The organism is Flavitalea flava (assembly GCF_054461575.1).
Map to the genome: position 1 here is coordinate 1 of NZ_JBTLQH010000069.1, position 24,172 is coordinate 24,172.

23 protein-coding genes and 1 tRNA gene are annotated in these 24,172 nt (G+C 45.5%); 12 read left to right on the forward strand and 12 right to left on the reverse strand.

Annotation, left to right across the window (positions count from 1 at the left end; translation table 11 throughout):
• From ACX0G9_RS29955 to ACX0G9_RS29965, 3 genes are all read left to right on the forward strand, one after another.
• On the forward strand, positions 1-504 hold a 504-nt coding region (locus ACX0G9_RS29955), incomplete at its 5' end, for an RNA polymerase sigma factor (protein ID WP_459068672.1).
• Positions 504-1,373 (forward strand): hypothetical protein, encoded by an 870-nt coding sequence (locus tag ACX0G9_RS29960; RefSeq protein ID WP_459068673.1) that lies wholly within the window; start codon positions 504-506, stop codon positions 1,371-1,373. The genes ACX0G9_RS29955 and ACX0G9_RS29960, both read left to right, overlap by 1 nt.
• A 28-nt stretch (positions 1,374-1,401) precedes the next feature.
• Positions 1,402-2,103, forward strand: coding sequence for a hypothetical protein (locus ACX0G9_RS29965; protein WP_459068674.1), 702 nt, complete (start codon positions 1,402-1,404; stop codon positions 2,101-2,103).
• A 33-nt stretch (positions 2,104-2,136) separates the two neighbouring features.
• On the opposite strand, the gene ACX0G9_RS29970 is transcribed toward ACX0G9_RS29965, so the two are convergent.
• Both ACX0G9_RS29970 and ACX0G9_RS29975 read right to left on the reverse strand, forming a co-directional pair.
• The gene (locus ACX0G9_RS29970; protein ID WP_459068675.1) at positions 2,137-3,351 is read right to left on the reverse strand and encodes a patatin-like phospholipase family protein; all 1,215 of its coding nucleotides are present in this window, start codon (positions 3,349-3,351) and stop codon (positions 2,137-2,139) included.
• 71 nt (positions 3,352-3,422) lie between these two features.
• Positions 3,423-4,775 carry an APC family permease gene (locus tag ACX0G9_RS29975; protein WP_459068676.1) on the reverse strand — a complete coding sequence of 451 codons (1,353 nt, stop codon included), beginning with the start codon at positions 4,773-4,775 and terminating at the stop codon, positions 3,423-3,425.
• A gap of 229 nt (positions 4,776-5,004) precedes the next feature.
• Between ACX0G9_RS29975 and ACX0G9_RS29980 the strand changes: the two genes are divergently transcribed.
• The 5 genes from ACX0G9_RS29980 to ACX0G9_RS30000 all read left to right on the forward strand — a co-directional run bounded on the left by ACX0G9_RS29980 (position 5,005) and on the right by ACX0G9_RS30000 (position 9,740).
• Positions 5,005-6,213 carry an AI-2E family transporter gene (locus ACX0G9_RS29980; protein ID WP_459068677.1) on the forward strand — a complete coding sequence of 403 codons (1,209 nt, stop codon included), beginning with the start codon at positions 5,005-5,007 and terminating at the stop codon, positions 6,211-6,213.
• A gap of 35 nt (positions 6,214-6,248) precedes the next feature.
• Entirely contained in the window at positions 6,249-7,079 is an 831-nt protein-coding gene (locus ACX0G9_RS29985) for an alpha/beta fold hydrolase (RefSeq protein ID WP_459068678.1), read from the forward strand.
• A gap of 176 nt (positions 7,080-7,255) precedes the next feature.
• Positions 7,256-7,846, forward strand: coding sequence for a TetR/AcrR family transcriptional regulator (locus ACX0G9_RS29990; protein WP_459068679.1), 591 nt, complete (start codon positions 7,256-7,258; stop codon positions 7,844-7,846).
• A 299-nt stretch (positions 7,847-8,145) separates the two neighbouring features.
• Complete coding sequence (locus tag ACX0G9_RS29995) at positions 8,146-8,415, forward strand: hypothetical protein (protein WP_459068680.1); 270 nt, start codon at positions 8,146-8,148, stop codon at positions 8,413-8,415.
• A 23-nt stretch (positions 8,416-8,438) separates the two neighbouring features.
• Complete coding sequence (locus ACX0G9_RS30000) at positions 8,439-9,740, forward strand: MFS transporter (RefSeq protein ID WP_459068681.1); 1,302 nt, start codon at positions 8,439-8,441, stop codon at positions 9,738-9,740.
• 35 nt (positions 9,741-9,775) lie between these two features.
• Here ACX0G9_RS30000 and ACX0G9_RS30005 read toward each other — a convergent pair whose 3' ends face one another.
• From ACX0G9_RS30005 to atpG, 8 genes are all read right to left on the reverse strand, one after another.
• Entirely contained in the window at positions 9,776-12,262 is a 2,487-nt protein-coding gene (locus ACX0G9_RS30005; protein WP_459068682.1) for a zinc-dependent metalloprotease, read from the reverse strand.
• Between the two features lie 58 nt (positions 12,263-12,320).
• Positions 12,321-13,724 carry an MBL fold metallo-hydrolase RNA specificity domain-containing protein gene (locus tag ACX0G9_RS30010; protein ID WP_459068683.1) on the reverse strand — a complete coding sequence of 468 codons (1,404 nt, stop codon included), beginning with the start codon at positions 13,722-13,724 and terminating at the stop codon, positions 12,321-12,323.
• Positions 13,725-13,735: 11 nt separating this feature from the next.
• The gene (locus ACX0G9_RS30015; RefSeq protein ID WP_459068684.1) at positions 13,736-14,233 is read right to left on the reverse strand and encodes a hotdog family protein; all 498 of its coding nucleotides are present in this window, start codon (positions 14,231-14,233) and stop codon (positions 13,736-13,738) included.
• A gap of 10 nt (positions 14,234-14,243) precedes the next feature.
• On the reverse strand, positions 14,244-14,768 hold the full coding sequence (locus tag ACX0G9_RS30020) for a thioredoxin family protein (protein WP_459068685.1): 525 nt from the start codon (positions 14,766-14,768) through the stop codon (positions 14,244-14,246).
• A gap of 39 nt (positions 14,769-14,807) precedes the next feature.
• A complete protein-coding gene (locus tag ACX0G9_RS30025) occupies positions 14,808-16,442 on the reverse strand; it encodes a C1 family peptidase (protein ID WP_459068686.1) in 1,635 nt (544 codons plus the stop codon).
• A 96-nt stretch (positions 16,443-16,538) separates the two neighbouring features.
• Complete coding sequence (gene lysA / locus ACX0G9_RS30030; protein ID WP_459068687.1) at positions 16,539-17,753, reverse strand: diaminopimelate decarboxylase; 1,215 nt, start codon at positions 17,751-17,753, stop codon at positions 16,539-16,541.
• A 48-nt stretch (positions 17,754-17,801) separates the two neighbouring features.
• Positions 17,802-18,899: an SMC-Scp complex subunit ScpB gene (gene scpB / locus ACX0G9_RS30035; protein WP_459068688.1), complete on the reverse strand. Its 1,098-nt coding sequence runs from the start codon at positions 18,897-18,899 to the stop codon at positions 17,802-17,804.
• Positions 18,900-18,902: 3 nt separating this feature from the next.
• The gene (gene atpG / locus ACX0G9_RS30040) at positions 18,903-19,784 is read right to left on the reverse strand and encodes an ATP synthase F1 subunit gamma (protein WP_459068689.1); all 882 of its coding nucleotides are present in this window, start codon (positions 19,782-19,784) and stop codon (positions 18,903-18,905) included.
• Between the two features lie 254 nt (positions 19,785-20,038).
• On the opposite strand from atpG, the gene surE reads away from it, so the two are divergent.
• The 4 genes from surE to ACX0G9_RS30060 all read left to right on the forward strand — a co-directional run bounded on the left by surE (position 20,039) and on the right by ACX0G9_RS30060 (position 22,368).
• Complete coding sequence (gene surE / locus ACX0G9_RS30045; protein ID WP_459068690.1) at positions 20,039-21,031, forward strand: 5'/3'-nucleotidase SurE; 993 nt, start codon at positions 20,039-20,041, stop codon at positions 21,029-21,031.
• Complete coding sequence (locus ACX0G9_RS30050; protein ID WP_459068691.1) at positions 21,019-21,324, forward strand: hypothetical protein; 306 nt, start codon at positions 21,019-21,021, stop codon at positions 21,322-21,324. The genes surE and ACX0G9_RS30050 overlap by 13 nt, the downstream gene beginning before the upstream one ends.
• 98 nt (positions 21,325-21,422) lie before the next feature.
• Positions 21,423-21,493: transfer RNA gene (locus tag ACX0G9_RS30055), tRNA-Gln, on the forward strand.
• A gap of 485 nt (positions 21,494-21,978) precedes the next feature.
• A complete protein-coding gene (locus tag ACX0G9_RS30060) occupies positions 21,979-22,368 on the forward strand; it encodes a hypothetical protein (protein ID WP_459068692.1) in 390 nt (129 codons plus the stop codon).
• A gap of 159 nt (positions 22,369-22,527) precedes the next feature.
• On the opposite strand, the gene ACX0G9_RS30065 is transcribed toward ACX0G9_RS30060, so the two are convergent.
• The gene (locus tag ACX0G9_RS30065; protein ID WP_459068693.1) at positions 22,528-23,241 is read right to left on the reverse strand and encodes a hypothetical protein; all 714 of its coding nucleotides are present in this window, start codon (positions 23,239-23,241) and stop codon (positions 22,528-22,530) included.
• Between the two features lie 10 nt (positions 23,242-23,251).
• A complete protein-coding gene (locus tag ACX0G9_RS30070) occupies positions 23,252-23,968 on the reverse strand; it encodes a hypothetical protein (protein WP_459068694.1) in 717 nt (238 codons plus the stop codon).
• Between the last annotated feature and the right edge of the window lie 204 nt (positions 23,969-24,172).

Sequence of the window (24,172 nt, forward strand, 5' to 3'; positions counted from 1 at the left end):
TTGACAAAGAAGGCATCCGGTGGGGACAATCAATCCTTCCAACAGATTTACGATGCAATAGCCGGCAAGATGTATAGTTTATGTTTGCGTTATGCCGGAAATGCCAATGATGCGAATGATTGGTTCCAGGAAGGATTTGTCAAACTTTACCGGAACCTTTCCGGTTTCCGGGGAGAAGGGTCCTTCGAAGGCTGGGCCCGCAAAATTTTTGTAGGGATATGTATTGATTTTATTAAAAAAAGGAAGATCCTGTTTTCGGCTATCCCCGAAGAAATGGAGGTCGCTTCCGGGGATCTTTCCGGTTATGATAAATTAACGAATGAAGACCTGATGAAATCCATCCGGCGTTTGCCGGACGGATACCGTACGGTAATAAATTTATATCTTATCGAAGGTTTTAATCACAAGGAAATAGGTGAAATGCTTAATATTTCTGAGGAAGGTAGCAGATCGCAATTGTTCAGGGCACGTGTTTTGTTACAAAAAATATTAAGTGATAACTAATGAGTCAACCATTTGACATATTACGCCGTCTGCAGGATTACGAGCTGCCTCCTCCCCCGGAAGTAGTCGCGGGTCTGCGCAATGCGCTTAAAAATGACCAACAGGGATCTATCGAAAGGGTCGGCCAATTGGAAATAGCGCCGCCTGCTTTTATCCGGGCATCTATTGAAAACAAGATCGGGGAGAAAAGCAATTTAAAAAGGTCATTGCTTAAAATTGTTTCAATATATCCTTACCGGGCTATTGCTGCCTGTTTGATCTTTGCCGTTGGTGTCTGGCTGATTTACCGGACAAGTCATTTACCATCGTCCAATCCCCTGGCTACAACCAACAAAACAAACGCCCCGCTTTCCAATAAGCCCTTGTCTGCCGCACCAAATCAGGATGGAGCTAATCAGGGTGCTGATAATAAAGACAGCGCTTCCGAAAATAAAATGGCAATGAATTCTTCCTCCCGGGATTCCAATAACGAAAACAATAACGGTTTCTCTGGTTCAAAAACGGTAAAGATCAAACCATTTACTTCTTTTAGTCTACAGGGACAGGGCATCCCGGTAGTTGATAACGATCTCCTGGTTACCTTCGCCAGTTTCAGCTATGAGGACATCCCGGTATTTTTAACCGGTACGGAGACCAGGGATCTGAAAATTCATGTCGATCAATATACGAATGTTGTTATTTCCAGGGCGATGGCGGCAACGATGAAAGAAATGTACCAGGTCAGATCCGGCGGCAAGCCTACCCGCAAAGCCCGAAAAACCAGGTCAAGACTGGAAGATTGGAAGAAAAAGGATATGGAGCATTTTGATCAGACGTCCGGGTATAATCCGCTGGACCCTATCGATCTGGCCAGATTCATTTTTAAATGATCAGCTTTTTAAATGATCCCCACAACTTATGTCGATACCGCGGTTCCTGTATAGTATTTTAGCCGTCCTTACTCTTTCTTTTACGGAAGGAAAACCAGTCTCCCCGAAGATGTCTTCCTCGCTATCTGTAAACGAAAGGGATCTTACCGTTTCTTATGCTATCTCCCTTAAATCAAAAAGGAGCAATACCGGCTTCGGGGAAACTTATAATGGAGGAGTAAAGACCGTCTTCATCAGTAATGACCAGATAAGGCTGCGTCTGGTCAGCCTTATGCGTATGGAGAGTATTTTTATTCTTCAGAAAGAAAAGGGAGTCGGAATAGTTACCCTGGTAAAAGAATCTGGAAAAGAAAAATATAAGTATTCCCTGACACCCGAACAATGGAAAGGATACAATCAAAAATATGACGGCCAATCCTGTCATTTAACAAATGACACCACAAAACTTTTAAATTATTCCTGCAAAAAAGCGATCATTACCCTCAAAACGGGCGAAACGATCACCGCCTGGTACACTCCAGCCATCCAGCCGGAAGGATTATCTGTAGCAGAACCTGCCTTTTCAGGAATTCCAGGTCTGGTATTACAATATGAATATAAATATAAAAAAGGGACGATAAGTTATACCGCCACCACCATCAGTCAGAACCCCATTGACAAAAGTGTTTTCACTGTTCCCGATAAAGATGTTCAGCAAAAAAAATATATCCCGGTAAAATCAGCCCATTAAAATGCTTTGACTTCACGCATTAAACCTGCCATCTCAGGCCTTGAACGCATCGAGCCATTGAGGATTGCTCATTTGTTTCTGTATCCGGGTTACATCTCCAAATGCCGACACTAAGGTGTCCCGGTTATTAACGGAAAGATCGGACTGGAATTTGTTGCCGGTATCCATAATATATTGACCCATCTGCTGACCGATCACCTTCATCAGATCGAAACGGGTAACATCCGCCATATCGATATTGCCTAAAATATCCTCCCCAATATCCCGGAGCCATTTGGTCTGGTATTTATTTTCATCCAGGGTATCGGTGTTCGGTAACTTTTGAATGGAGGCAGGGTCAAGGGAAATCTGAAACCTCCTGAAATCGACCAGGTTTTTTATCATTGGCGAACGGAAGGTATCCACCTGCATGGCGCTGGCATCCTGTCCCATTTCTGTCATTAACCAATTCACCCAAAAAGCAATATCGATCCCATGGGGATTGATGGTAGAAGCAGGTTTGATAAACTGTCTGGAAATACCGGTCCCGAAACTAAAGATCGTAATCTTTGAGATGGGATAATCCGGCGATTGTGTATTCCTCCCCGGAGTACTATAGGAGACCGCTTCCATAAAGGCGGCAAGACTCGGATTGTTATAGGTTGTGGTGCCACCGTCGACAAACCTTTCCAGGGGATAAAAATAGGTGGGCGCCGACATCGTGGCTTCCATTACCGAACGCAATAAAACATCCTTGTAAGTGCCATAGAAACTTCCGTCACCCTGCTTGAAACAAGAGAAGAAAGTTTCCTCGGCTGCAGAAATGTCTTTGGAAGTGATCATCAGATCGATATCCTTTACCTTACAAGCTTGCACCAGGGAAATATCACCCACGGTTTCATGCAATAATTTCCGGTACTTCTCTTTATCAAAAGCAGGAGGATTAACGAACCTGTTTCCTAAAAGCCGGTGATCGAAAACCTGGGTTACCAGTTTTTCATACAGATCCTCGATCTCTATTGCAGTATGACCTGTAGTGATCAATCCGGCAATGATCGCCCCGGTAGAAGTTCCGGCCACCATGTCGAACAGATCGAAACAGGGTATTCCCGCCGCAGCCTCTAATTGTTTTAATAATTGAATGGTAAGTATTCCACGCATTCCGCCGCCATCCAGGCACAAAATGGCCCGATGCGATGGATCGATATTCAGGTTGGAAAAAGCAGCAGACCGTGGATCGGTTTTGGCAGCAATCAGTGGTTTAGCCATTTTTTTTATTTTATTTAAAGATACGGATTACCCACAGCAGCTTCGACAACGTTTTCGCAGCAGCAGCAAGACTATTTCAGTGTTTTTACCGTAGCCAGACCGGGGTTCCTCCATAACAAAAGACGCCATACAAATTCGGCGGAAATGAGCATGCCCAGGGCAATAAAGACCGGCATTCCCATTTTATCCGAAGAATAAACGGCTCCTGATAAAGCAACTATATAAACCCCCATTGGCAGGAGTATCATTAAGAAAAGACCCGTTGTATTCAGGGGTATTTTAAAAGGCCGGTGGCTCAATGGCTCTTTGATACGAAGCATAAGGAGGGCGACGAATTCCAATAAAAGACCTGCCCCGTACAACATGATATCCATGATCACCAGGTCTGAAAAGGTCCAAAGGATCAGGATACTGACAATAATGGAAGAGGTAATAATTGAAATATATGGGGTATTGTACCTGGAATGCAGGGTACATAGTTTGGCAGGCAGCAGATTATCGTCTGCCATCACCTGGGGAACCCTCGAAACGGACAATAACACTGCCGAATAAAGACCCATGGTACTCGCCATCCCGCCAGCCGCAAGCAGGATACCCAGCCAGCGACCTCCCGCCAGGACCCCAAGGACTGGAAAACCGCCATTACTCAGGACAAGCGGGTCGATTCCCGATTGATGAACCGCAAGAGCTGCCAGGATGTAGACCAGCACGATCAGTACAAAAGCGATACAGATGGAAACCAGGTAAGAACGTATGGGTTTTGCCACCTCTCCGGCATAAGTAGTTGCATTGTCCCATCCGATAAAATTCCACATCACCGTATAAAGGCCCAGAGAGATGGATGAAAATCCCAATCCTTTCAGGGAGGGAGTAGGTATGGATACATGCCCGGAATGGCTGGTCAGGATAACCAGGAAAAGAACGACAAAAGGAATAAGGACCATAACCCCCAGAACAAGCGAGGCTCTCCCGACCGGCACGATACCCAGGATATTCAACAGTGCTGAAGACCAGATAATTAAAAGACAGACAGGAACTTTATAAAGGGCTATTTCAGGAATAAAGAAAGCCGCATAGCCCACAAAGAGCACCGGATAAATGGCCAGATCCACAAAAGTATAGAACCAGGTCCACCAACCTTCATAAAAAGCCCATCGAATGCCCAGTGCATGTTTCACCCATTGGTAATAACCGCCGGTTACCGGCATCAGACTATTTAGTTCCAAAACCGTAAGAATAGTTGGTATGTCCCATAAGATGGGGGTAATGATCAGCAATAACAAAGCGCCATGATCGCCCACATAGGAAAACAGGGATTCAAGCCCATAAGGGCCGCCTGAAACGGTTAGGAAAATTATGGCAGCCAATTGCAAAGGCCGGAGTTTGCGGCTTTTGGGAGAGATCGATGCAGCGGGTGAATCCATGGATTAAAAATAAGTAGAATAGCGCTATTTGAGGAATATTGTCCTCATAGTGGGAAATAAAGAAGTTGGGCGAATTATAAATTGCGCCTGTCCGAAGCATACAAACGGCCATTCTACTCAACTCCCGGGTTATTTATTGAGGAAACCAGCCTTGTCATAAGGGGAAACTAGCCTTGTCCTAAAATCCGGCACGTAAGAAGCATATATGATAGGAGAACATACCCAATCTATGCTCAAGAAATATCCTTTTTATTTAAGAAGTACCGTCATTCTTTTCGGTTTGATGCTATTTTCCTATACGCTGTATTGTCTCCGGGAAATTTTCATTCCGCTTTGTTTTGCGCTTTTCCTCGCCATGTTGCTTAATCCTCTGACCAACCGTTTGGAGAGATGGAAAATACCCAAGGTTTCTGCGATTATATTGTCGCTGGTTATCGCAGCCATTGTTATTTTAGGAATAGGGTATTTTCTGGGGATGCAAATGGCGAGCTTTACGGACCAGTTCCCTTTATTACAGAAAAAGGGAACTCAATTATTATCGCATCTGCAACAGAATGTCAACAAGGATATGGGTATATCCATTCAAAAACAAAACCAGTACATCAATGAGGCCGAAACAAGTCTGAAGCCGCTGATCGGCCAAACCCTGGGAACGGTTTTAGGGACCCTCTCCATGATCTTCCTTCTTCCGGTCTATACCTTTCTTTTCCTTTATTACAAAATACTTATCGTCAACTTCCTGTACGAGATCTTCGCAGAAGAAAATGAAAAAGAAGTCAGTACCGTGCTCGTTCAGGCCCGCAAAGCGGTCCAGAGTTATATGTTCGGTCTTTTATTGGAAGGGCTGATCGTGGCTACACTGAATACGATCGCCCTCATGATCCTGGGAGTCAAATACGCTATTCTTTTAGGGGTGCTTGGTGCCATCCTGAACATGCTTCCGTTTATCGGTGGAATTATCGCCGTCATTTTACCGGTTATTATTGCTACGGTAACCAAGGATGGCTTTCATACCCAATTGGGAATTATCATTGCCTATATCGTAATCCAATTCGTCGATAACCATTTTTTGGTTCCCTATATCGTTTCCTCCAAAGTAAAGATCAATGCGCTGATTTCCATAGTTAGTGTCCTGCTGGGAGGGGCGGTATGGGGGATCTCCGGAATGTTCTTATCCATTCCATTCATCGGTGTGTTAAAAATTGTTTTTGACAGGATCCCGGAATTAAAACCCTGGGGTAAATTATTGGGTGACGAGGTGCCTACCCGGCACCGGGGCCAGTTAAAGATGCTGAAACGTCGCAAACCATCAGGAACCGCGAAAGCAACAGATGCCTCCGGAACGGAAGTACCCTCGGGTAATACGGGGGAAGGCGCTCATACCCGATCCTCTAAAATGAGCGCTCCGCGAATCCGGAAGGGGCCGGGGGATCACTAAAAGTATTATCTTCCCGCCCTTAAAACACTGTTCATATGGGCATTCGCATATTGTCTTTCTTATTGATGTTGTTTGTATTTCAAAACACAAATGCCCAGTTCCGTCCGGGAAATGATAAGAATGCAGGCCATTATCTCGATACCCGGGGATGTAAATTGTATTATGAGGTATATGGTCAGGGCAAGCCCTTGTTATTCATACATGGTAACGGGGGATCCATCGGTAATTTCACCAACCAGATTCCCTATTTTTCAGCGAAATATAAAGTGATCGCTGTCGATAGCCGGGCACAAGGTAAATCCACAGATGCAGGGGATTCGCTGACCTTTGAAATGATGGCGGACGATTTTAATGCTTTATTGGATTCGCTGCATTTGGACAGTGCATTTGTCATCGGCTGGAGCGATGGAGGGATAAATGGTCTTTTGCTCGCCATCCGGCATCCTGAGAAAGTATACAAACTGGCTATTACCGGCGCAAACCTATGGCCCGATACCACTGCACTCACTCCTTTTTGCTTTGAAGGCATCAAACAGGGAAGTGAAAATCTGCGCAAACAAAAACAGACTCCTGCCATCAAAAATCAATTAAAACTCTCCGACCTGGATCTGTACGAACCACATATAACCCTGGAGCAATTACATACCATAAAATGTCCAACGCTGGTGATCGGAGGCGATCATGATGTGATCCTGCCCCGTCATACCTTGCTGATAGCCGAGCATATCCCCCGGTCCTACTTATGGATCATTCCCGAATCCGGCCATTCCACCCCTATCTTTAAAAAAGATCAGTTTAATACCCTGATCAGTAATTTCTTCAGATACCCCTATCGTAAAATTGAAGGGCAAGCTACCTTTGAATAGGCTAATAATTATTACTTGTTTGTCAGTTGATTGTCAGTTGTTTATCTGTTACATATCTGTTGATTATCAAATAATTTTAAGTTTTAAGAAAAAAGGTTTGCGTTTTTCTTTTAAATGAATGAACATTCACTTATTTTTGTTTCTTAATATTACAGATCGAAATCAGTGTTCCATGTATGCGTAATAGAGATGAAAATAAGGTAGACGCGCTATTGAAAAAAGCCTTGGACATGATCGTTCAACACGGTTTTGAAGGACTCAGTATGCAAAAACTGGCGAAGGCCGCAGGCGTTTCTCCCGCCACTATTTATATTTATTTCAAGGATAAGGAAGCACTGATCCTTGAGCTTTACAAACTGGAATGTGAAAAATATTTTGCTCATATTTTAAAGGGGTTCGATCCGGAAATGGATTTCGCCACCGGACTCGCCACGCAGTGGAAAAGCAGGGCTAGTTACGTGATCGATAACCCGGATAAAGCCCATTTTATGGAACATTTTTGGTTCAACCCTTTAAAAGTAAAATCGGTCAAAATGTTCGGCAAACATTTCGGGGAAGTCATGCACCGGTTTCATAATAAGGCCATTGAGAATAAGGAATTAGTCAGTATGCCGCTGGAAGTGTATTGGTCTGTCGCGTTCGCGCCCCTGATGAACCTGGTAAGATTTCATAAAGCAGGCGTGAATATGGCCGGAGAAAAATTTGCATTGACCAACGAAATGCTGATGCAGACCCTGGCGCTTGTATTAAAAGCTTTAAAGCCATGATCATGATACCTTGATCCTGATTTCTTGATCTTGGTGGTTTGATCTTGGTGGTTTGATCTTGGTGGTTTGATCCTGGTGGTTTGATCCTGGAGCCCTGATCTTAATGCCTTGATTTTTTTTGCCATCTTAAGTAAATGAATATTCATTTAAATAAATCTAAGAATAATACGTTACGTCTAAAATAAAAAAAGCACCCAATCGTCTACCCGGATAAAGCTTGCCCGGAAAAGTCAAATCCGAATACAGCATGCCTGATAACGTATACAAAATCCGAAAGCTTAACCTGAAACTTGTTAACTATGAACCAAACAACAACCAAACAAACATTCCAACAAGCTCCTGCGATGGATTCCCGGCAGGTACTGGTCTTTAAAACAAATATCCTTTTACCGGCAATGGGCATATTTGTCCGGCCGTTACTGGATGCAATGGAAGACATCATTCAATGGACTATCGATTATGCCGATTGCGATCATGTATTAAGGGTGGTAACGACCGGCCTTAATGCCCGGGAAATTGAAGATATAATTCTGCAGGCAGGATTTACATGCGAAGAACTAACAGATTAATACATTAACTTAAGAATCATTCAATGACCAGATCAGACGCTCCACCCGCCAATCAGACCAAAGTTTTTACCCGCTATCAGGTGTTTATGATAGCCCTTATTTCCATATTACAGTTCACGGTAATATTGGACTTTATGGTAATAGCTCCCCTGGGAGCTACGCTTATCCGCACCCTTCATATTACGCCTTCCCGGTTTGGGCTGGTCGTTTCTGCCTACGCTTTTAGTGCAGGTATTGCCGGTATCCTCACAGCAGGTTTTGCCGATAAGTTCGACCGGAAAAAAATGCTGCTATTCTTTTACATCGGTTTTATCATCGGCACTTTGTTATGCGGAATAGCTCCTGACTATCACTTTTTATTATATGCCCGCATGATCACCGGCGTCTTCGGCGGTGTATTGTTTGCTACCAATATGGCGATTATCAGTGACCTGTTTTCCCTGGAAACCCGCGGCCGTGTAATGGGTTATGTGCAAATGTCCTTTTCCGTGGCCCAGGTGGCAGGCTTACCTATCGGATTGGTTTTGGCGAATCAATTCGGATGGCATGCACCATTCCTGATGATCGTCGTTTTCTGCCTGTTAACGGGTATTGCCATCCTCCGTTATATGAAACCAGTAGTCGGACATCTGAAGGGAGGAGGAGCAGCGCAGAACCCATTGCTTCACCTGGTCAGGACGGCCTCACAAGGCAGATATATCCGTGCTTTCCTGGTAACGGCCTTTCTTTCAACCGGCGGTTTTATGATGATGCCTTATTCCAGTGCATTCCTTGTCCGTAATGTAGGGGTCGATGAACAACATCTGTGGATCGTATTTGCCGCATCAGGGGTTGTCGGACTTTTTACGGGGCCTCTTATCGGCAAATGGAGCGACCGTGTGGGCAAATACCGGATGATGCTGATCGGAAGCGCCTTGGCGGCCGTTCTGGTGGTCATCCTTACCAATCTTACCGTCATTCCTTTATGGGAGGTAGTCGTGGTGAATACACTTATGTATACGGCTGTCTTTAGCCGGATGATCCCTACACAGGCACTCGTTTCGGCCGTTCCGGATATGAAGGACCGGGGAGCCTTTATGAGTATCAATGGTTCGGTTCAGCAATTAGGGGGCGGCATAGCCTCCATCGTGGGAGGCTGGATCATTTCACAAAATGCAGCCGGTTTACTGGTCCATTATGACACATTAGGCTACGTGACCGTTGGAGCATTTCTGGTCTGCGCCCTCATGATGTATAACGTCAATAAATATGTTATGAACAAACCTGCCGGCCCCTTCCCGCCTTCTTCTGCAGAGATCAGGAAGCCCGAAGTGGTGCTGGAATAGTCGTAATCGAATTACTAATTACCCGAAGTATTTAATTACTCCCCGTCACATCCGATCGGCGCACCAGGGGGGATAACGATCGGATGGACCGTCGCCCTGGCCTTGGAAGGATCTTTCATCCTTTCCAGGGCCAGCAGGAGATTGCCGTCTTCATCGTTCGATTTATTTTTCCCGGCTTTATCGTACCCCCCGCTCTTGTCTGCTTTATCAGTCTTGTCGCTTTTGCCGTCTTTTTCGAATCTTTTATGTTGTATATATGTCTTCAGGTTATCCAGCGCACTCATTAGTTGAGCCTTCGTTGCAAAAGAAGCTTTATCATTTACCGAAGCCGCCAGCAGGTAGGTAAGTAATAGTTGTCCGTTCTGCTGCCGGATTAGTTCGGGCAACCCTTGCAGACGGGGTGCTTTCCAGGTTCTGGTTACCAACAGATCGGTCATTTCTCCTATTCCAAGACCATTGTTTGTCGCCTGAAATTCTGCCATCCGGTTCAAACGGTCCGTATTGAATAAGAAGGACAAACCCAGATCCGAAGCCGCCTCCGCCGCTCCCAGCGGATCAAAACCCAGGCCGGTACGATGGTTGAACAACTCCGGCGTATATTCATAACCTGCCGGCCGCGGAGGGATGAGCCGGACAATGCCGTCCGGTAAGGCTAGTATGGCCGGATCCATACAATCCGCCACGGATTCCAGGGCGCGTAATTGTTCTTCGCGGCTAATGGAACGGGTTATCAGCTGTCCATCGCCGCGCACCGCATAAGAATAGTACTGTCCCCCAACGGTTTTTGTAACTGCTTCCAATTGATACCGGTGCATTAAATAAACCGGGACCAGTACATCCTCCAGCATGGCCATCGAAGTGCCCTGCCGGATATTATTTTCTCCGAACTGTGCCAAAGCCTTTGTCCTGATCTTCATCAGTTCCTGCAAACCGGTCACCGGGTCTTTCCCATTATCCCACAAGTGTGCATTCGGATGCAGACCTCCGGGATCCCTGGCATCCCTGTCGGAAATAAAGGTCAACCCTTTTTGCGCTGCATCAGTTATGATCTTATTCAAAGCTTTTTTTTCATCGATGCCCTGTTGGAATTCTGAATAGCCATAAGCAATGGTCACCTTATCCCAATCCCCGATCTCATGGGTATAGGCGTTGGAAAGATCGACATTGCCTTTACCATCCAGGCTCAGCAAAGGATGAGGATAATCCATGACACTGGCCCTGTCCTGGGCACTGGCAATATAATTATGCATGAGCCCAAGCGTATGCCCCACCTCATGAGCGGCCAGGTGTTTTAATCTATCCAAAGCCATTTTTAACATAGGATTATCCGTTGGGATCTGCCCGTTAACATAAGGAGCCAGCAATCCTGAGGCAATCAGGTAATCCTGCCTTACCCGAAGGGATCCCAGGGTCACATTCCCCTTGATAATTTCTCCTGTCCGCGGATCGACCACAGAGGCTCCATAGGACCAACCCCGGGTGGACCGGTGCACCCAATTGATCATGTTATAACGAAGATCCATGGGATCTGCCGAATCCGGCAATATTTCAACACGGAATGCATTTTTGAAACCGGCTGCTTCAAAGGCCTGTCCCCACCAACGGGCGCCTTCCAGCAAAGCACTCCGGATAGGTTCCGGCGTACCGTTGTCCAGGTAATAGACGATCGGTTTTACCGGCTCGCCAAGAGCGGCCGATGAGTCTTTTTTCTGCAGGCGATGCCTGGCGATAAATTGTTTCTGGATCGGTTCATATACCGGCGTACTGTAATCGAAAAAAGAGACGCCATAATAACCGGACCGGGGATCGAATTCCCGGGGTTGGTATTTATTATCGGGTAATTGAACGAAAGAGTGATGTACCCGGAGGGTAATGGAACTTGCTGAAGGTGTTACAGACCTGACAAAATCTCCCGGCTCGTTATCATTACTGACAAAGGTCATGGTCGTCTCCAATTCCGTATTGAGCGGGAAGTTCCGGGTGCCTTGGAAATAAAGAGCGCTGCGGGAAAGATCTATCGTATAATTTCCCTGTTTGGATGTCTTCAGTCGGGCGGCGATCTGCATCACATCACTCATCAGGAAACTGGTTGCATCAACCAGTACGGCGCCTTTGCTCTCGGCTTCGACCACGAAACCCCATAAAGCAGATCTGGCAAAAGATTGTTCCACCGCCCTTTTTTCGCCGGGATCGCGGGTGACCGCCCGAAAATCGTAATTGGGTTGTATCATCAATACTTTATTGCCGACACGGTTAAAAGAAACCACGGCGGCCGATCCCAGGATTCCCCTGTCCAGCCCGACATCATTGGATCCCAGCCCGGCAGACAAGGAAGGTTGATATAACACCTCGGAATCCAGCTTGTCGATCTCCATCCATATTTTTCCTGCCCGCCCGTCCCAATAAAAATTGAAAAAACCAGGATAAGCTTTAAGACCCTTTGTTTTTTCTTCAATACCTGGAAGGGTCTGTGCTTTTATAACCAGGGGCAGGAAAAAGAGCACGAGAAGACAGCGTTGCATAAGCTTGTTTTGATGGTTAGGGAAATCAGGGCTCCAAGCCGGTTCAAGGCGATTTTGTTCAGGGCAATCCGATCTCATAATGTAATTCCGGGATCTCTACATCGGAGAACCCTTTTCTGATCAACCGTTCTTTAAATGCCTGCTGCACCTCATATTCTCCATGAACAATGAACAGTTTTTTTACCAGTTTGGGATCCTGGCAGGCCAGGAACTGGCTTAGATCCTCATAATCGCCATGTGCGCTCATACTCCGGATGCTGCCCACTTCGGCATGTACCTCATGGTGAACACCGAAGATGTTAACCTCTTTTGCCCCGGCCATCAACCTGCCTCCTAGTGAATGAGGCTCACAATAGCCTACCATCAGGATCGTGTTCCGGCTATTCTCGATACTGTTGCTGATATGGTGTTTAACCCTGCCGGCATCTGCCATCCCGCTGGCGGAAATGATCACGCAAGGTTCGTTGCGATAGTTCAGCATTTTGGATTCGTCCACCGACTTTATATATTTCAGGCCCTTAAAGGAAAAAGGATCGTCATCCGTCTCCAGGATTTTCTGAATGGCGCTGTTGAAATATTGCGGATATTTTTTTACGATCTCCGTGGCCGTGATGCTTAAAGGGCTGTCGACAAAATACTCCATATTCGGCAATCGTCTTTCCAGTTCCAGCTGGTTCAGGGAAAACAGGATTTCCTGTGTACGGCCAACGCTGAAGGCGGGTATGATCAACTTGCCCCGTTTTTCAACACAGGTTTGCTGGATCCATTTTTCCAACAGATCAGGGGTCGTATCTGCCGGATCATGCAGACTATTTCCATAGGTCGACTCGATCAGGATATAATCGGCCTGGGGGAAAATTTCAGGGGATTTCAGGATCACATCCCGGTACCGTCCTACATCTCCGCTGAAAGTTAAGCGGGTCTCTTTCCCCCCTTCATTTATTTTCAGATGAACCGCCGCACTGCCGATAATATGACCGGCATCCGTATATAAAACCTGCACCTGGTCATCGATGGTGAACCAATTGTCATATTCTACCGTCTCGAAAAGCTCAAGGGCCCTTGCCGCGTCATGTTCGTCGTACATGGGCCGCAGATAAGGAAGTCCTTCCGCCACCCTTCTTTTATTGACGTATTTGATATCGTCCTGCTGAATACGTGCGGAATCCTCCAACAGGGCCTCGCTCAGTTCTTTTGTGGCCGGGGTGCAAAATATCCTGCCGGAAAAACCGTCTTTCACCAGTTTGGGGATCAATCCGCTGTGATCGATATGCGCATGGGACAAAATCAGGAAATTAACTTCTTCCGGATTAAATCCCCAGTTACGATTCAGGGTATCGGTTTGCTGTCCCATTCCCTGGAACATGCCGCAATCCAGCAGATATTTCTTTCCATTCTGTAAGGTTAACAAATGCTTTGACCCCGTAACCGTCCGGGCTGCACCATGAAAGGCAATTTTCATATAGCTTTTTTTTATTTCTGTTTTTTGGCCTTGAATGACCAGGTAAGAAAAAATTCCGCCACTTCCTCGCCTGCTTCGTTTGTACCTACCGAACGAGCCCTGAACGTTTGGCCTTCGCCGCTGGTCAAAGCCTTTTCAATGGCAGAACGGATAGCGAGTCCATCATTACATTGAAAACTGGTTAGCCCTGTCGCTTTTTTAAAATAGTTGGCCTCCAGTTTTATCACCAGCATGGATACCGGAGGATCCAGTTTGTGCACCCAGGTCATAGCCAAAGCTCCTGTACTCATTTCTGCGGCCATGCTCAGACAGGCAAAATAGGTGGACCGGAACGGATTTTGAGAGAACCATTTGTAGGGAACGGAAGTTATGCAGTGAGCGGTATCCATTTCCCGTATCTTAAGTCCGGAAAAAAAGGCGCTGGGCAGCCGGGCGAGCAGGTACATCCGAAATTTGAAAGGATGCCTCATTAACCGGATAAAGGAATCGGTATTGGCGCTGTTATTCATAGTCCGGTATTTATTGGTACAAAGAAGGGGCCAGCACTCCCGGAGTCCATTGCTTAAGGAACTCCATCACCTTAATCTTGCTATACCCTTTATCCTGTTCAAGATACTCCGAATTTTGCGTATGGATACGATTTCCATCGCCATCCAGGATAATGAATACGGGAAATCCAAAACGTTGCGGGTAACCATAGCGGGCAAATACCACATCGTTCTTATTTTCTTTACTATAATTCAAATGATAGATCACATAAGATTTGTTCAACAGGGAATCGATCTGCGGGTCTGCATGAACGAAGCCGTTGAATCTTATACACCAGCTGCACCAGTTCCCCCCTGCCTGCAGCAGAACGTGTTTATTTTCCGTCCTGGCCTTTTTTATAGCTGCTGCAATATCATCTGCTGCATTGGCAGCCGGATCATACAATTTGGGGGCATCAGTCTGGGCTTTTACTACCGAAAAGCTAAGTATACAAAGGGCTATTAAAAGGATTTTTTTGTCTTGGAAAAACTGTCGTTTTTTGAATTGCGTTGCCATACTATTTTATTTACCTGTCTTTTTTTTACCTGCCTATGCCTATTGTTTACTAATTTCTACGAGCGCAGCCACGACACTCTTAGTATCCCCATCCACCTTAAATTGCATATTCCCCTTGGACGAACTATTAAAATGAACATTACGGATCAGTTTATCTCCCAATGCGGCATTCAGGCGGGAAGCGTAGTCCTGCTGCGGGTCCTGGCTGATCCTGCTATTGATGGCATACCAGTCGAGCGGTTCTTTGCTTACGACGACAGCCATAATATCCCTGTTTCCGATACTATCGGGCATCATACTCTTGTCCTTTGGAAACAGCCGGTAACCGGTAATGCCGCAGAACGGCGAATATTTTGTTTTCGCCGGATTATCCGGTCTTGGATAAGGGAATAAAGTATAACTGGTGCCGTCTGTTTCTTTTCCAAAAACATAGACATAACATTCCGTAGCATTTTTTACTTCCATTTTGAAGCGGGTACCCATCTTTACCGGAGAGACCGTTTCAAACAAATGATCGCCCTTTGTTCTCAGTGGAATATAATCCCCGGTAAGTGTTTTTTTACCTTCATAACGGACCTGAACCAACCCTATTTCACAGGCAAAGGGAGTGGCAGCCGCCGCTCCGGTTTTTGTCATGGGCTCCAGACCGTAGGCCTCCCGCACAAAAAACCGGAAGTCCGGATACCGCACCCAGGCAAACCCGTTATTACCCCATGAAGGGCCCCAGCTATTCATGATCAGGAAGGCTCCTCCATATTTTCGGTCATCATATCCAACCACACATTGGGCATGACCGCCGAACCCCATCTGGCTGCGGTCTTCCGCAGTAGGCGCCCATAGGTCCTGCCCCATCATAGGTTTCATATAAGTTCCCCCTACCATCATACCGATAACGACCGGAGCTCCCTGGGAAATATTTTCCTTGATGGCGCGCAGATCGATCGCATTATTCCGGTCGCCTGGTGTCAGTCTGTTAAAACCCCTCATTTTATACTGTCGCGCTTCGCTCAGTAATTGCTGATCGGGTTGACGGGAGCAATCCTTGTCGTCATAAGGGAACTTCTCGTAGGGGACGGCCCCGCTCTGGGTCATGAATTGCATGGCCTTGATAATATAGGAACCTTCACAACCTTCGAGACCTATCTGGTTGTATAAAAAGGAAGGGCTGAATTTCACGCTGTTGGGATCTTCTCCTGTGCGTGCCGCTTCTGCAATGGTCCTGGCACCATAAGCGCTGCTCCAGGCTACACAACTACCCTGATGCCCCTGATCGCCGACCGCAGGAGCGAATTTTTGCAGATTGGCCGATTCCGGAAGAGGGTTTTTTGTAGAATCCTCTGACAGGGATTCATAGATGTTTGCCTTTTCAAACTGTTTGGGATCCAGGAAACCTCCGGTGGCCAGTTGTGAGACCTTTTGTATCACTCCGCCAATACCACCGGCCCCGCCGCCGGCACCATTACAGCCGCCGCCACCTCGGCCAAAGAGAAAATACCCCCCACCCAGGATAACCAGCAGAAAGATCAGTCCCTTTCCGCGGAACAGACCCAGTAATAAAAGGATTATCTGAAATATCCCTCCGCCTCCGGATGACCCGGAGCCAGCCCCGCTACCCTGATCATCTCCACTATTGTCTTGCGGATCCTGAGGATCATCTACCATCCGTATAGGCATAAGTATGAAGTTTATATCCCGTAATAGGAATTACAGAAGATTTTGTACTCCTAAATGTACCCAAAATTTTGAAAACGAATTTGCGGAAGAAGGGGATTAATCCAATTCTATTTGATTTTTGAGCAGGTCTTCGAATTGGTCCCTTTTACGGATAAGTTGGGCTTTTCCGTCTTTTACCAGGACTTCGGCCGGTTTGAACCGGGAATTGAAATTGGAGGACATTTCGAACCCATAGGCTCCGGCATTGCGGAACACCAGGTAATCGCCTTCGCGTATCTCCCGGATTGTCCGGTCCCAGGCAAAGGTGTCCGTCTCACAAATATTGCCGACTACGGAATAACGTTTGGGAGTTCCGGTCGGGTTACTGATATTTTCAATCTCGTGATAGGCATCGTAGAACATAGGGCGGATCAGATGATTGAACCCGCTATCCACGCTTACAAAGGTGGCAGCCGAGGTCTCTTTGATCACATTTACCCTGGTAATGAAGGAACCGCATTCGCTGACCAGGAATTTGCCCGGCTCGAACCAGACCTGCAGCGGTCTTCCGCCGGGGTTGGGATGATTCGCAAAGGCTTCTTCTATTTTCTGCGCGAGCAGATTTATATCCGTCTCAACATCTCCCTCTTTATAAGGGACCTTGAATCCTCCGCCCAGATCGATATACTCTAATTCTGAAAATTTAGGGACGATATCGAAGAGCACTTCGATGCCTTTGACAAATACATCAACGTCCTTTATTTCGCTGCCGGTATGAATATGCAGATCACTGATCCGGAGGTTGTATTGGGCGACCAGGGCCAGGATCTTATCCGTTTGGTCAACAGGGATACCGAATTTGCTTTTATCATGGCCGGTCGAGATCTTGAGATTGCCCCCCGCCATAATATTGGGGCGAAGACGTATACCAACCGGATAACTATGGCCGAACCGTTTGCCGAATTTCTCCAGGTTGGAAAGACTGTCGATATTTACGATCACACCTAGGGAGCAGGCTTCTTCGATTTCGTCAAAACCAATTCCATTGGAGGTATACAATATTTTTTCAGGTGCGAAACCGGCGTGAAGAGCCAGCTTGACCTCATTGATGGAGCTGCAGTCGATATTGGCTCCTAATCCACGGATGTATTTAAGGATATTGATATTGGTCAGCGCCTTGCTGGCATAAAAAAAGAGCGTATTGCTCCTGCTGAAAGCGGTGGTGAGCTTGTGATATTGTTCTTTTATTTTCTCCGCGTGGTATACGTATAGGGGAGTTCCGAATTCTTTACCCAAACTGATCAGGTAGTCGGGGGATAGTTGTTGTGCCATAACCTGGATGCGAATTATTAAGAATAAGTGTTAGCGGAAAATCCAGGATCATTTCTTTTTACCCTTATCGGATTCATCATTTTCATCACTGTCATCGGCATCTTCGTCCTCATCTTCATCCTCATCTGTCTCATCTTCATCCACATCGGTCTCCTCCTCATCATCATCTGTCTCTTCCTCTTCGTTTGCTTCGATCTCTCCGCTTTCTTCTTCCGCTTCCTGCGTCTCATCTTCGGAATCAAGCGTTACATCATTCTCTTCCTCTTCTTCGATCTCCTCTTCTTCTATTTCCTCTTCTTCTATTTCCTCTTCTTTTATTTCCTCTTCTTCCAACTCGGTGCTCAAATCATCGCTTATAGCATCCTGAGCTGTTTCGCCTTCCTCATTTAATGTTGCTGAATCTACTTCAGCGGAATCTTCAGCTTCATCTCCTTCAAAAGCGTTCCCGCCTTCTTCCAATTTATCTTCATTTTCTATCAGTTCCCCATTCTCGCTGACGATTAGCGTGGTTTCTTCTTCCGGTCCTTCTGCGACAGGGCCTTCCCCGGCAGGAATCAGTTCTCCCGCCCCATGAATGACGGTCGGTTCAATGATGGTATCGGCAAATATTTCTTTCAGTTTGGGAAGATCGGCGGCAGAATTGATCCCAAAATAGTCCATGAATGTTTTGGACGTAGAATAGACAAGCGGTTTGCCCGGCATGTTTTCGTTTCTGCCGGTTATAACGATCAGTTCTTTTTCTAATAATTTTTGTATCGAATAGTCACTGCTCACCCCCCGGATCGATTCGATCTCTCCTTTGGTAATGGGCTGTTTATAGGCAATAATGGACAGGGTTTCGAGGGCGGCCGAAGACAGGCGTTTCAGGAATTTCTCGCCATTCAGTTGGGCAACAGTCTTATGAAAATCGCGTTTGGTGAGAAATTGCCAGCCGCCGCCGCTTTCCCGTACTTCGAAGGGATAGAATTCGGAATTATATTTTTCGATAATCCCATCGAGTCCGGTCTGGATCTGCTCGAGCGTCAGCTTCTCTTCCATAAAGCCAAAGGCATTATTGATCAGCTCGGTAAGCTCCATGGAGGTCAGGGGCTTGTCGCTGGCAAAGATCAGCGCTTCGATGTGCGGGATTATATTTCCGATTTCCATATGTTAGGCTTGAAGTGCCGCTGCACCGCTCACAATCTCCGTCAATTCGGTAGTAATGGCGGCCTGACGAGCACGATTGTAAGAAAGACGCAATGCCTTCAGCATTTCTGCGGCATTGTCGCTTGCTTTGTCCATCGCTGTCATACGGGCGCCATGTTCGGAGGCGTTAGCATCCAATACGGCTTTGAATAATTGCGTGTTCAGTATTTTTGGCATGAGTTCGGCAATAAGCTCTTCTTTTGCCGGCTCGAAAATGAAATCGTTGTTGGAAGAACCTGCTTTTTTTGTCACCTTGGGGATAGGCAGGAATTTTTCCAGCGTAAAATTCTGGGTGGCGGCATTCTTGAATTCACTGTACACGATTTCTACTGCGTCAAATTCTCTGTTTTCAAAGGCTTTGACGGCTGCCTGCGCACAAGCCTGCACATTTTCAAAATTAAGTTGCAGGAAAATGTCCTTATAGGTATCGGTGACCTTATAATTATTCTTGGCGAAGTGCTCATAGCCCTTCTTTCCTATGCTCCAGATTATTACATTGCCTTTAGCAGCCTGTGCGGAATATTTTTCTGCGATGGCCAGTTTGGCTCTTTTGATCAGGTTGGCGTTATAGGCACCGGCCAGACCGCGATCGCTGGTGATGACGATCAACAGCACTTTTTCAATGGGTCTTTCGGTAGCCAGGCTCATTCCGACATCCCCGTCAGAACTGCTTACGATGTTGCTGAGCAATTCCTGAAGCTTTTTAGCATAGGGCCGCATTTGTATAATAGCGTCCTGAGCGCGGCGCAATTTGGCAGCACTGACCATTTTCATGGCCTTGGTGATCTGCTGGCTATTCTGAATTGACTTGATCCGGTTGCGAACCTCTTTAAGCTGTCCTGCCATAATTAGGAGTTTAAAATTGCGAGAAAAGAGCGTCCATAAAATGTAGCCCTTTTCCCACAATGTCTGATGATTGACCTTCGGTCGAAACGCTATACGCGGTTCTTCTTAAAATCGGCTGCAAAGGTAGCGTAAACACATCAAAATTCCACCCCATAGGGGAAAACGGGTGGATATTTTCACCTATTCTCTGCTGATGTATTATAGCGGGTTAAGGTAAATCCGGAAATATTACTGACTTTTGTACCCTTAAACCTATGGCAAAGACAAAAAAGACCAATAAAACGAGTGCTAAAAGCCCAAAAATTCTTTCCGGAAAGGCCGCCAAAACGGCTAAACCGGTAAAAACCGGTACTGTCGAAAAAGAAGAAATGGTTATCCTTACGGGAAAAACCAATGTGGTCAGTAAGGCCCCCGCAACCGGCAAAACTACGGCAAAACCTCTCTCCAGCCCCCTTTCCAAACCCCTAAAAAACGGCAAAAAGGTGCCGGTGATCCTGATCACCAATGACGATGGGATCAGCGCACCCGGGATCCGCAACCTGGTAGAGGCGGTAAGGGATCTGGGAAAAGTCGTGGTGGTAGCTCCTGACAAACCTCAATCGGGGATGGGACATGCGATTACCATCGGCAATCCCCTCCGTCTTCATCCTATGCCGGATATATTTGAAGGTGTGGAAGCCTGGCAATGTTCCGGGACTCCGGTTGACTGCGTAAAGCTGGCGGTGGATAAGATCCTGCATCGCAAACCGGATCTTTGTCTCAGCGGTATCAATCATGGCGCTAACCATTCCATCAATGTCATCTATTCCGGAACTATGTCTGCTGCTGTCGAAGCAGCCATAGAAAGCATTCCTTCGGTAGGGTTCTCCCTACTGGATTACAGTGTAGATGCAGATTTTACGGCAGCCCGGAAGTATGTCCGCATCATTGTACAAAACCTGCTGACCAATTCCTTTGATAAACACCTGATTCTCAATGTCAATTTCCCCGCCGTTCCGGAAGAACTGATCAAGGGCATGAAGATCTGCCGCCAGGCTTATGCCAAGTACGAGGAAGATTTTATCGAGCGCAATGACCCTACCGGGAAAAAATATTTTTGGTTGACGGGCAAATTCGTGAATTTCGATGAGGGCAAGGATACCGATGTATGGGCTTTAGAACATAATTACGTAAGTGTGGTGCCTGTACAATTTGACCTGACGAATTACGTTCTTAAAAACAAACTGGAAAAAACGTGGAAACTGTGATCCTCAAAAAAGACAACATCAAACTGGGATTGCTGCTCGGGCTGGTGGCCCCCATCGTAAGTCTTATCATTTATTATTATGTCAAGTTTTACCCCTCTTTCACCATTGGGGACTTCCTGACCTTCATCCGCACCAACCGGAACCAGATCACGGCGATTTCCGTTCCCTGCCTGGTGCTGAATATCGCCCTGTTCACCCTTTACATCAATTCTCACCGGGATAACACAGCCAAGGGAGTATTTGTAGCGACCCTGGTCTATGCGATCCTGGCCTTGTTGTTTAAGGTCGTTTAAGCGGTCCCGTCGGTTGCTTGCGATAAAAATCATTTGGAACATCTTTAACAAGCCCTTATTTTTGCACTCCATTTGGAGAAATTCAGGTGGAAACGGATTGCCCGATAGTATAATGGTAGTACGACAGTTTTTGGTACTGTTTGTCTTGGTTCGAATCCAGGTCGGGCAACAAAGGCCCCTCGCAAATAGCGAGGGGTTTTGTTTTTTCCGGTAGCTTGTCGAGCTTGCTCGTCAAAGCGAACGGGAAAACAAAACCGTACCGACGAAGTCGGGACGAGGGCCTTTGGGTAATGCAAAGCGGGTTTGGATCACCGGAGCTGTCCGTAGGGCACGCAGGTAATCCAGGTCGGGCAACAAAGGCCCCTCGCAAATAGCGAGGGGTTTTGTTTTTTCCGGTAGCTTGTCGAGCTTGCTCGTCAAAGCGAACGGGAAAACAAAACCGTACCGACGAAGTCGGGACGAGGGCCTTTGGGTAATGCAAAGCGGGTTTGGATCACCGGAGCTGTCCGTAGGACACGTAGGTAATCCAGGTCGGGCAACAAGAGAGCTAAAGCGTTGAAAATGAGACACTTTAGCCCTTTTTTATTGTTCATTGTCTTAGTGCTTTTTTTTTAAAACTACAGTTAGATGTAAGGTTGGCTTAAAAAAATGCATTTGACATGGCAAAAAAAAACGCACAAAAAAGCCGCCCAAAAAAAGACCAGGGACCACGATTATTTAACCCTTCCTCACGGCTGTTACTGCACACCTCCCTACATTAGCCCCGCAAATTGGGATTCTTCAGACGCCAGCATTATTATTGATTGGCGGGTACGCTACAATTTTTATGATCCGACCAAGCTACCAACAGGGAAAAGTTTCCCCGGAGTAGTCCAAGGCATGAACAAATACAAAACGCTGCCCGCAAGGCAGGAGGCTGCCCGCAAAATATTAGCCGATACAATCGCTGATCTTAATGACGGTTTTAATCCGATCATCGGGGTTCCCGTTCCCGTTCCCTTTTCTTCTGAAATTGAGGAAATTGGCCCAAATGGGCGGTATTAGTTAGCCCACAATTTTTAACCCCCAAAACCACCTTAAATGAAGCTATATACCCAAGTGACCCTCAGCTTTGCTGAGGGTCACTTGGGTATATAGACAATAAAATAATTTTCATTCCATTCGGTTAGATGCCAAAATTGGAACGCGGGTCATAGGAATAATTTATAGTTCCCACTTATTAGATTGTATCCAGGATTTGAATACGGCTATTTGCTCTTCGGTAAGATTCCCCGGCTTTACAGTCATTCGGATGGAAACCAAGTCATACGGATCCTCGTTCTTAATATCCATTCTGACTAGAGTAGCATGATAATCGTCATCAATTTTTTTATTGAAATGAAATAGCGGGGTTAATTTACCGAAGGTAAAATAACCTGTTAATTGCCGCCCGGGAGATGATTTGGTACGCATATTTAAGTACCGGTAAAACTCTCCATCGATTATAGTATCCTTTAAGGGAAAATTGGATGAATATTCTAAAGAAGAATCTAATTTCTGATTATATTTTATCCCTGTATTTTTATCATTAAGTTTTAAAATGTGTTGGGCGACTGCCTTTGTTGAAAACTCTTTATATACCACGCATAAATCACTATTAAAATTAATAAGGAAATAGGAAGTATCGTAGCTTATTTTTCGAATTGAATTATTTTTCCGGTCTGTTATACTTTGATCGATTACAGATAATTCTCTTTCAATTAAATAATTATTGTAGTATAATAATACCTGGTCGGGGTTATATGGATGGCCGATAAGCACCTTACTTACAGGGTCTAGCATCCATGTGCTAATAATTTGGGTTCCATTGGTTTTGGCTCCAACATGCTTGTTCGTGCAAACATGCATAAAATTGCCAAACAAGAACAGAGGCAGCAAGTAAATGTATTTAAAAAACATCAAGGTTCCTCCAAATATTTGTGGCATTGACTGGCTTCGCTAGAGAGTATATCAAATAGGAAAACTGCAGATTTCCTTCAATATGAGTATAAGCAGCATATCCGCGGTTAGATATTCCAACATCTTCTAATAGTTCCATCCATGTAACATAAGTTGTCGTACCTACTAATGCTGAATACTTATGTTTAACACCTTTAATAATAATGTCGGACGAACCACCATTATATCCCGATACAAATTGTTCATGAGAATTTAAATACCATATACCATACGTATTTTTAATCATTGTCCATTTCATTATTTTTGTTGGTCCACTTACTCCACTTTGGGAACCGTCTTCTATTGTATATAAATCGGAAGATATGCCTAAATCGGCCTCTAATGATTCTGTCGATAGGTAATTCGTAAATGATGATGTTTTAGTATATCCTGCAAAAAAAGCAGCATCATCGTTCGGACTAACTACATTACTAATTAACACTTTGTTGCTGCTAGTATTATTCTCCTTCACACTATTGTGAGTATCAAAGTTATTAACAGCGACCTTTCTTTGCTCTTCAGTTAGTCCATCCAATGAATCCACAAACCTTTTATAAATGGACTGAGTAGATGAATTCTTAATGTTTGCCGTGTTGGAGGATTCTTTTTTGCAGGAAAACGCTAAAACTGCCATAGGAATGGCAACAATTAAATAAAACAGTTTCATAGGTAAAAATTTAGTTTAATGTTATGCGCGCTATGCTGCAAAACTAGGACTATTTTATAAAATTTAAAAAATAATTTCGGTTATCCATAATATTTATTAAAACTATATTTCCTTTCATTCTTGTTGGTGTATATCACTCCCCTAAAATCGGACCATCGGGTTAGTTAAAAAGAATTTCTTAATTTTAACTATCTCAAGATGAAA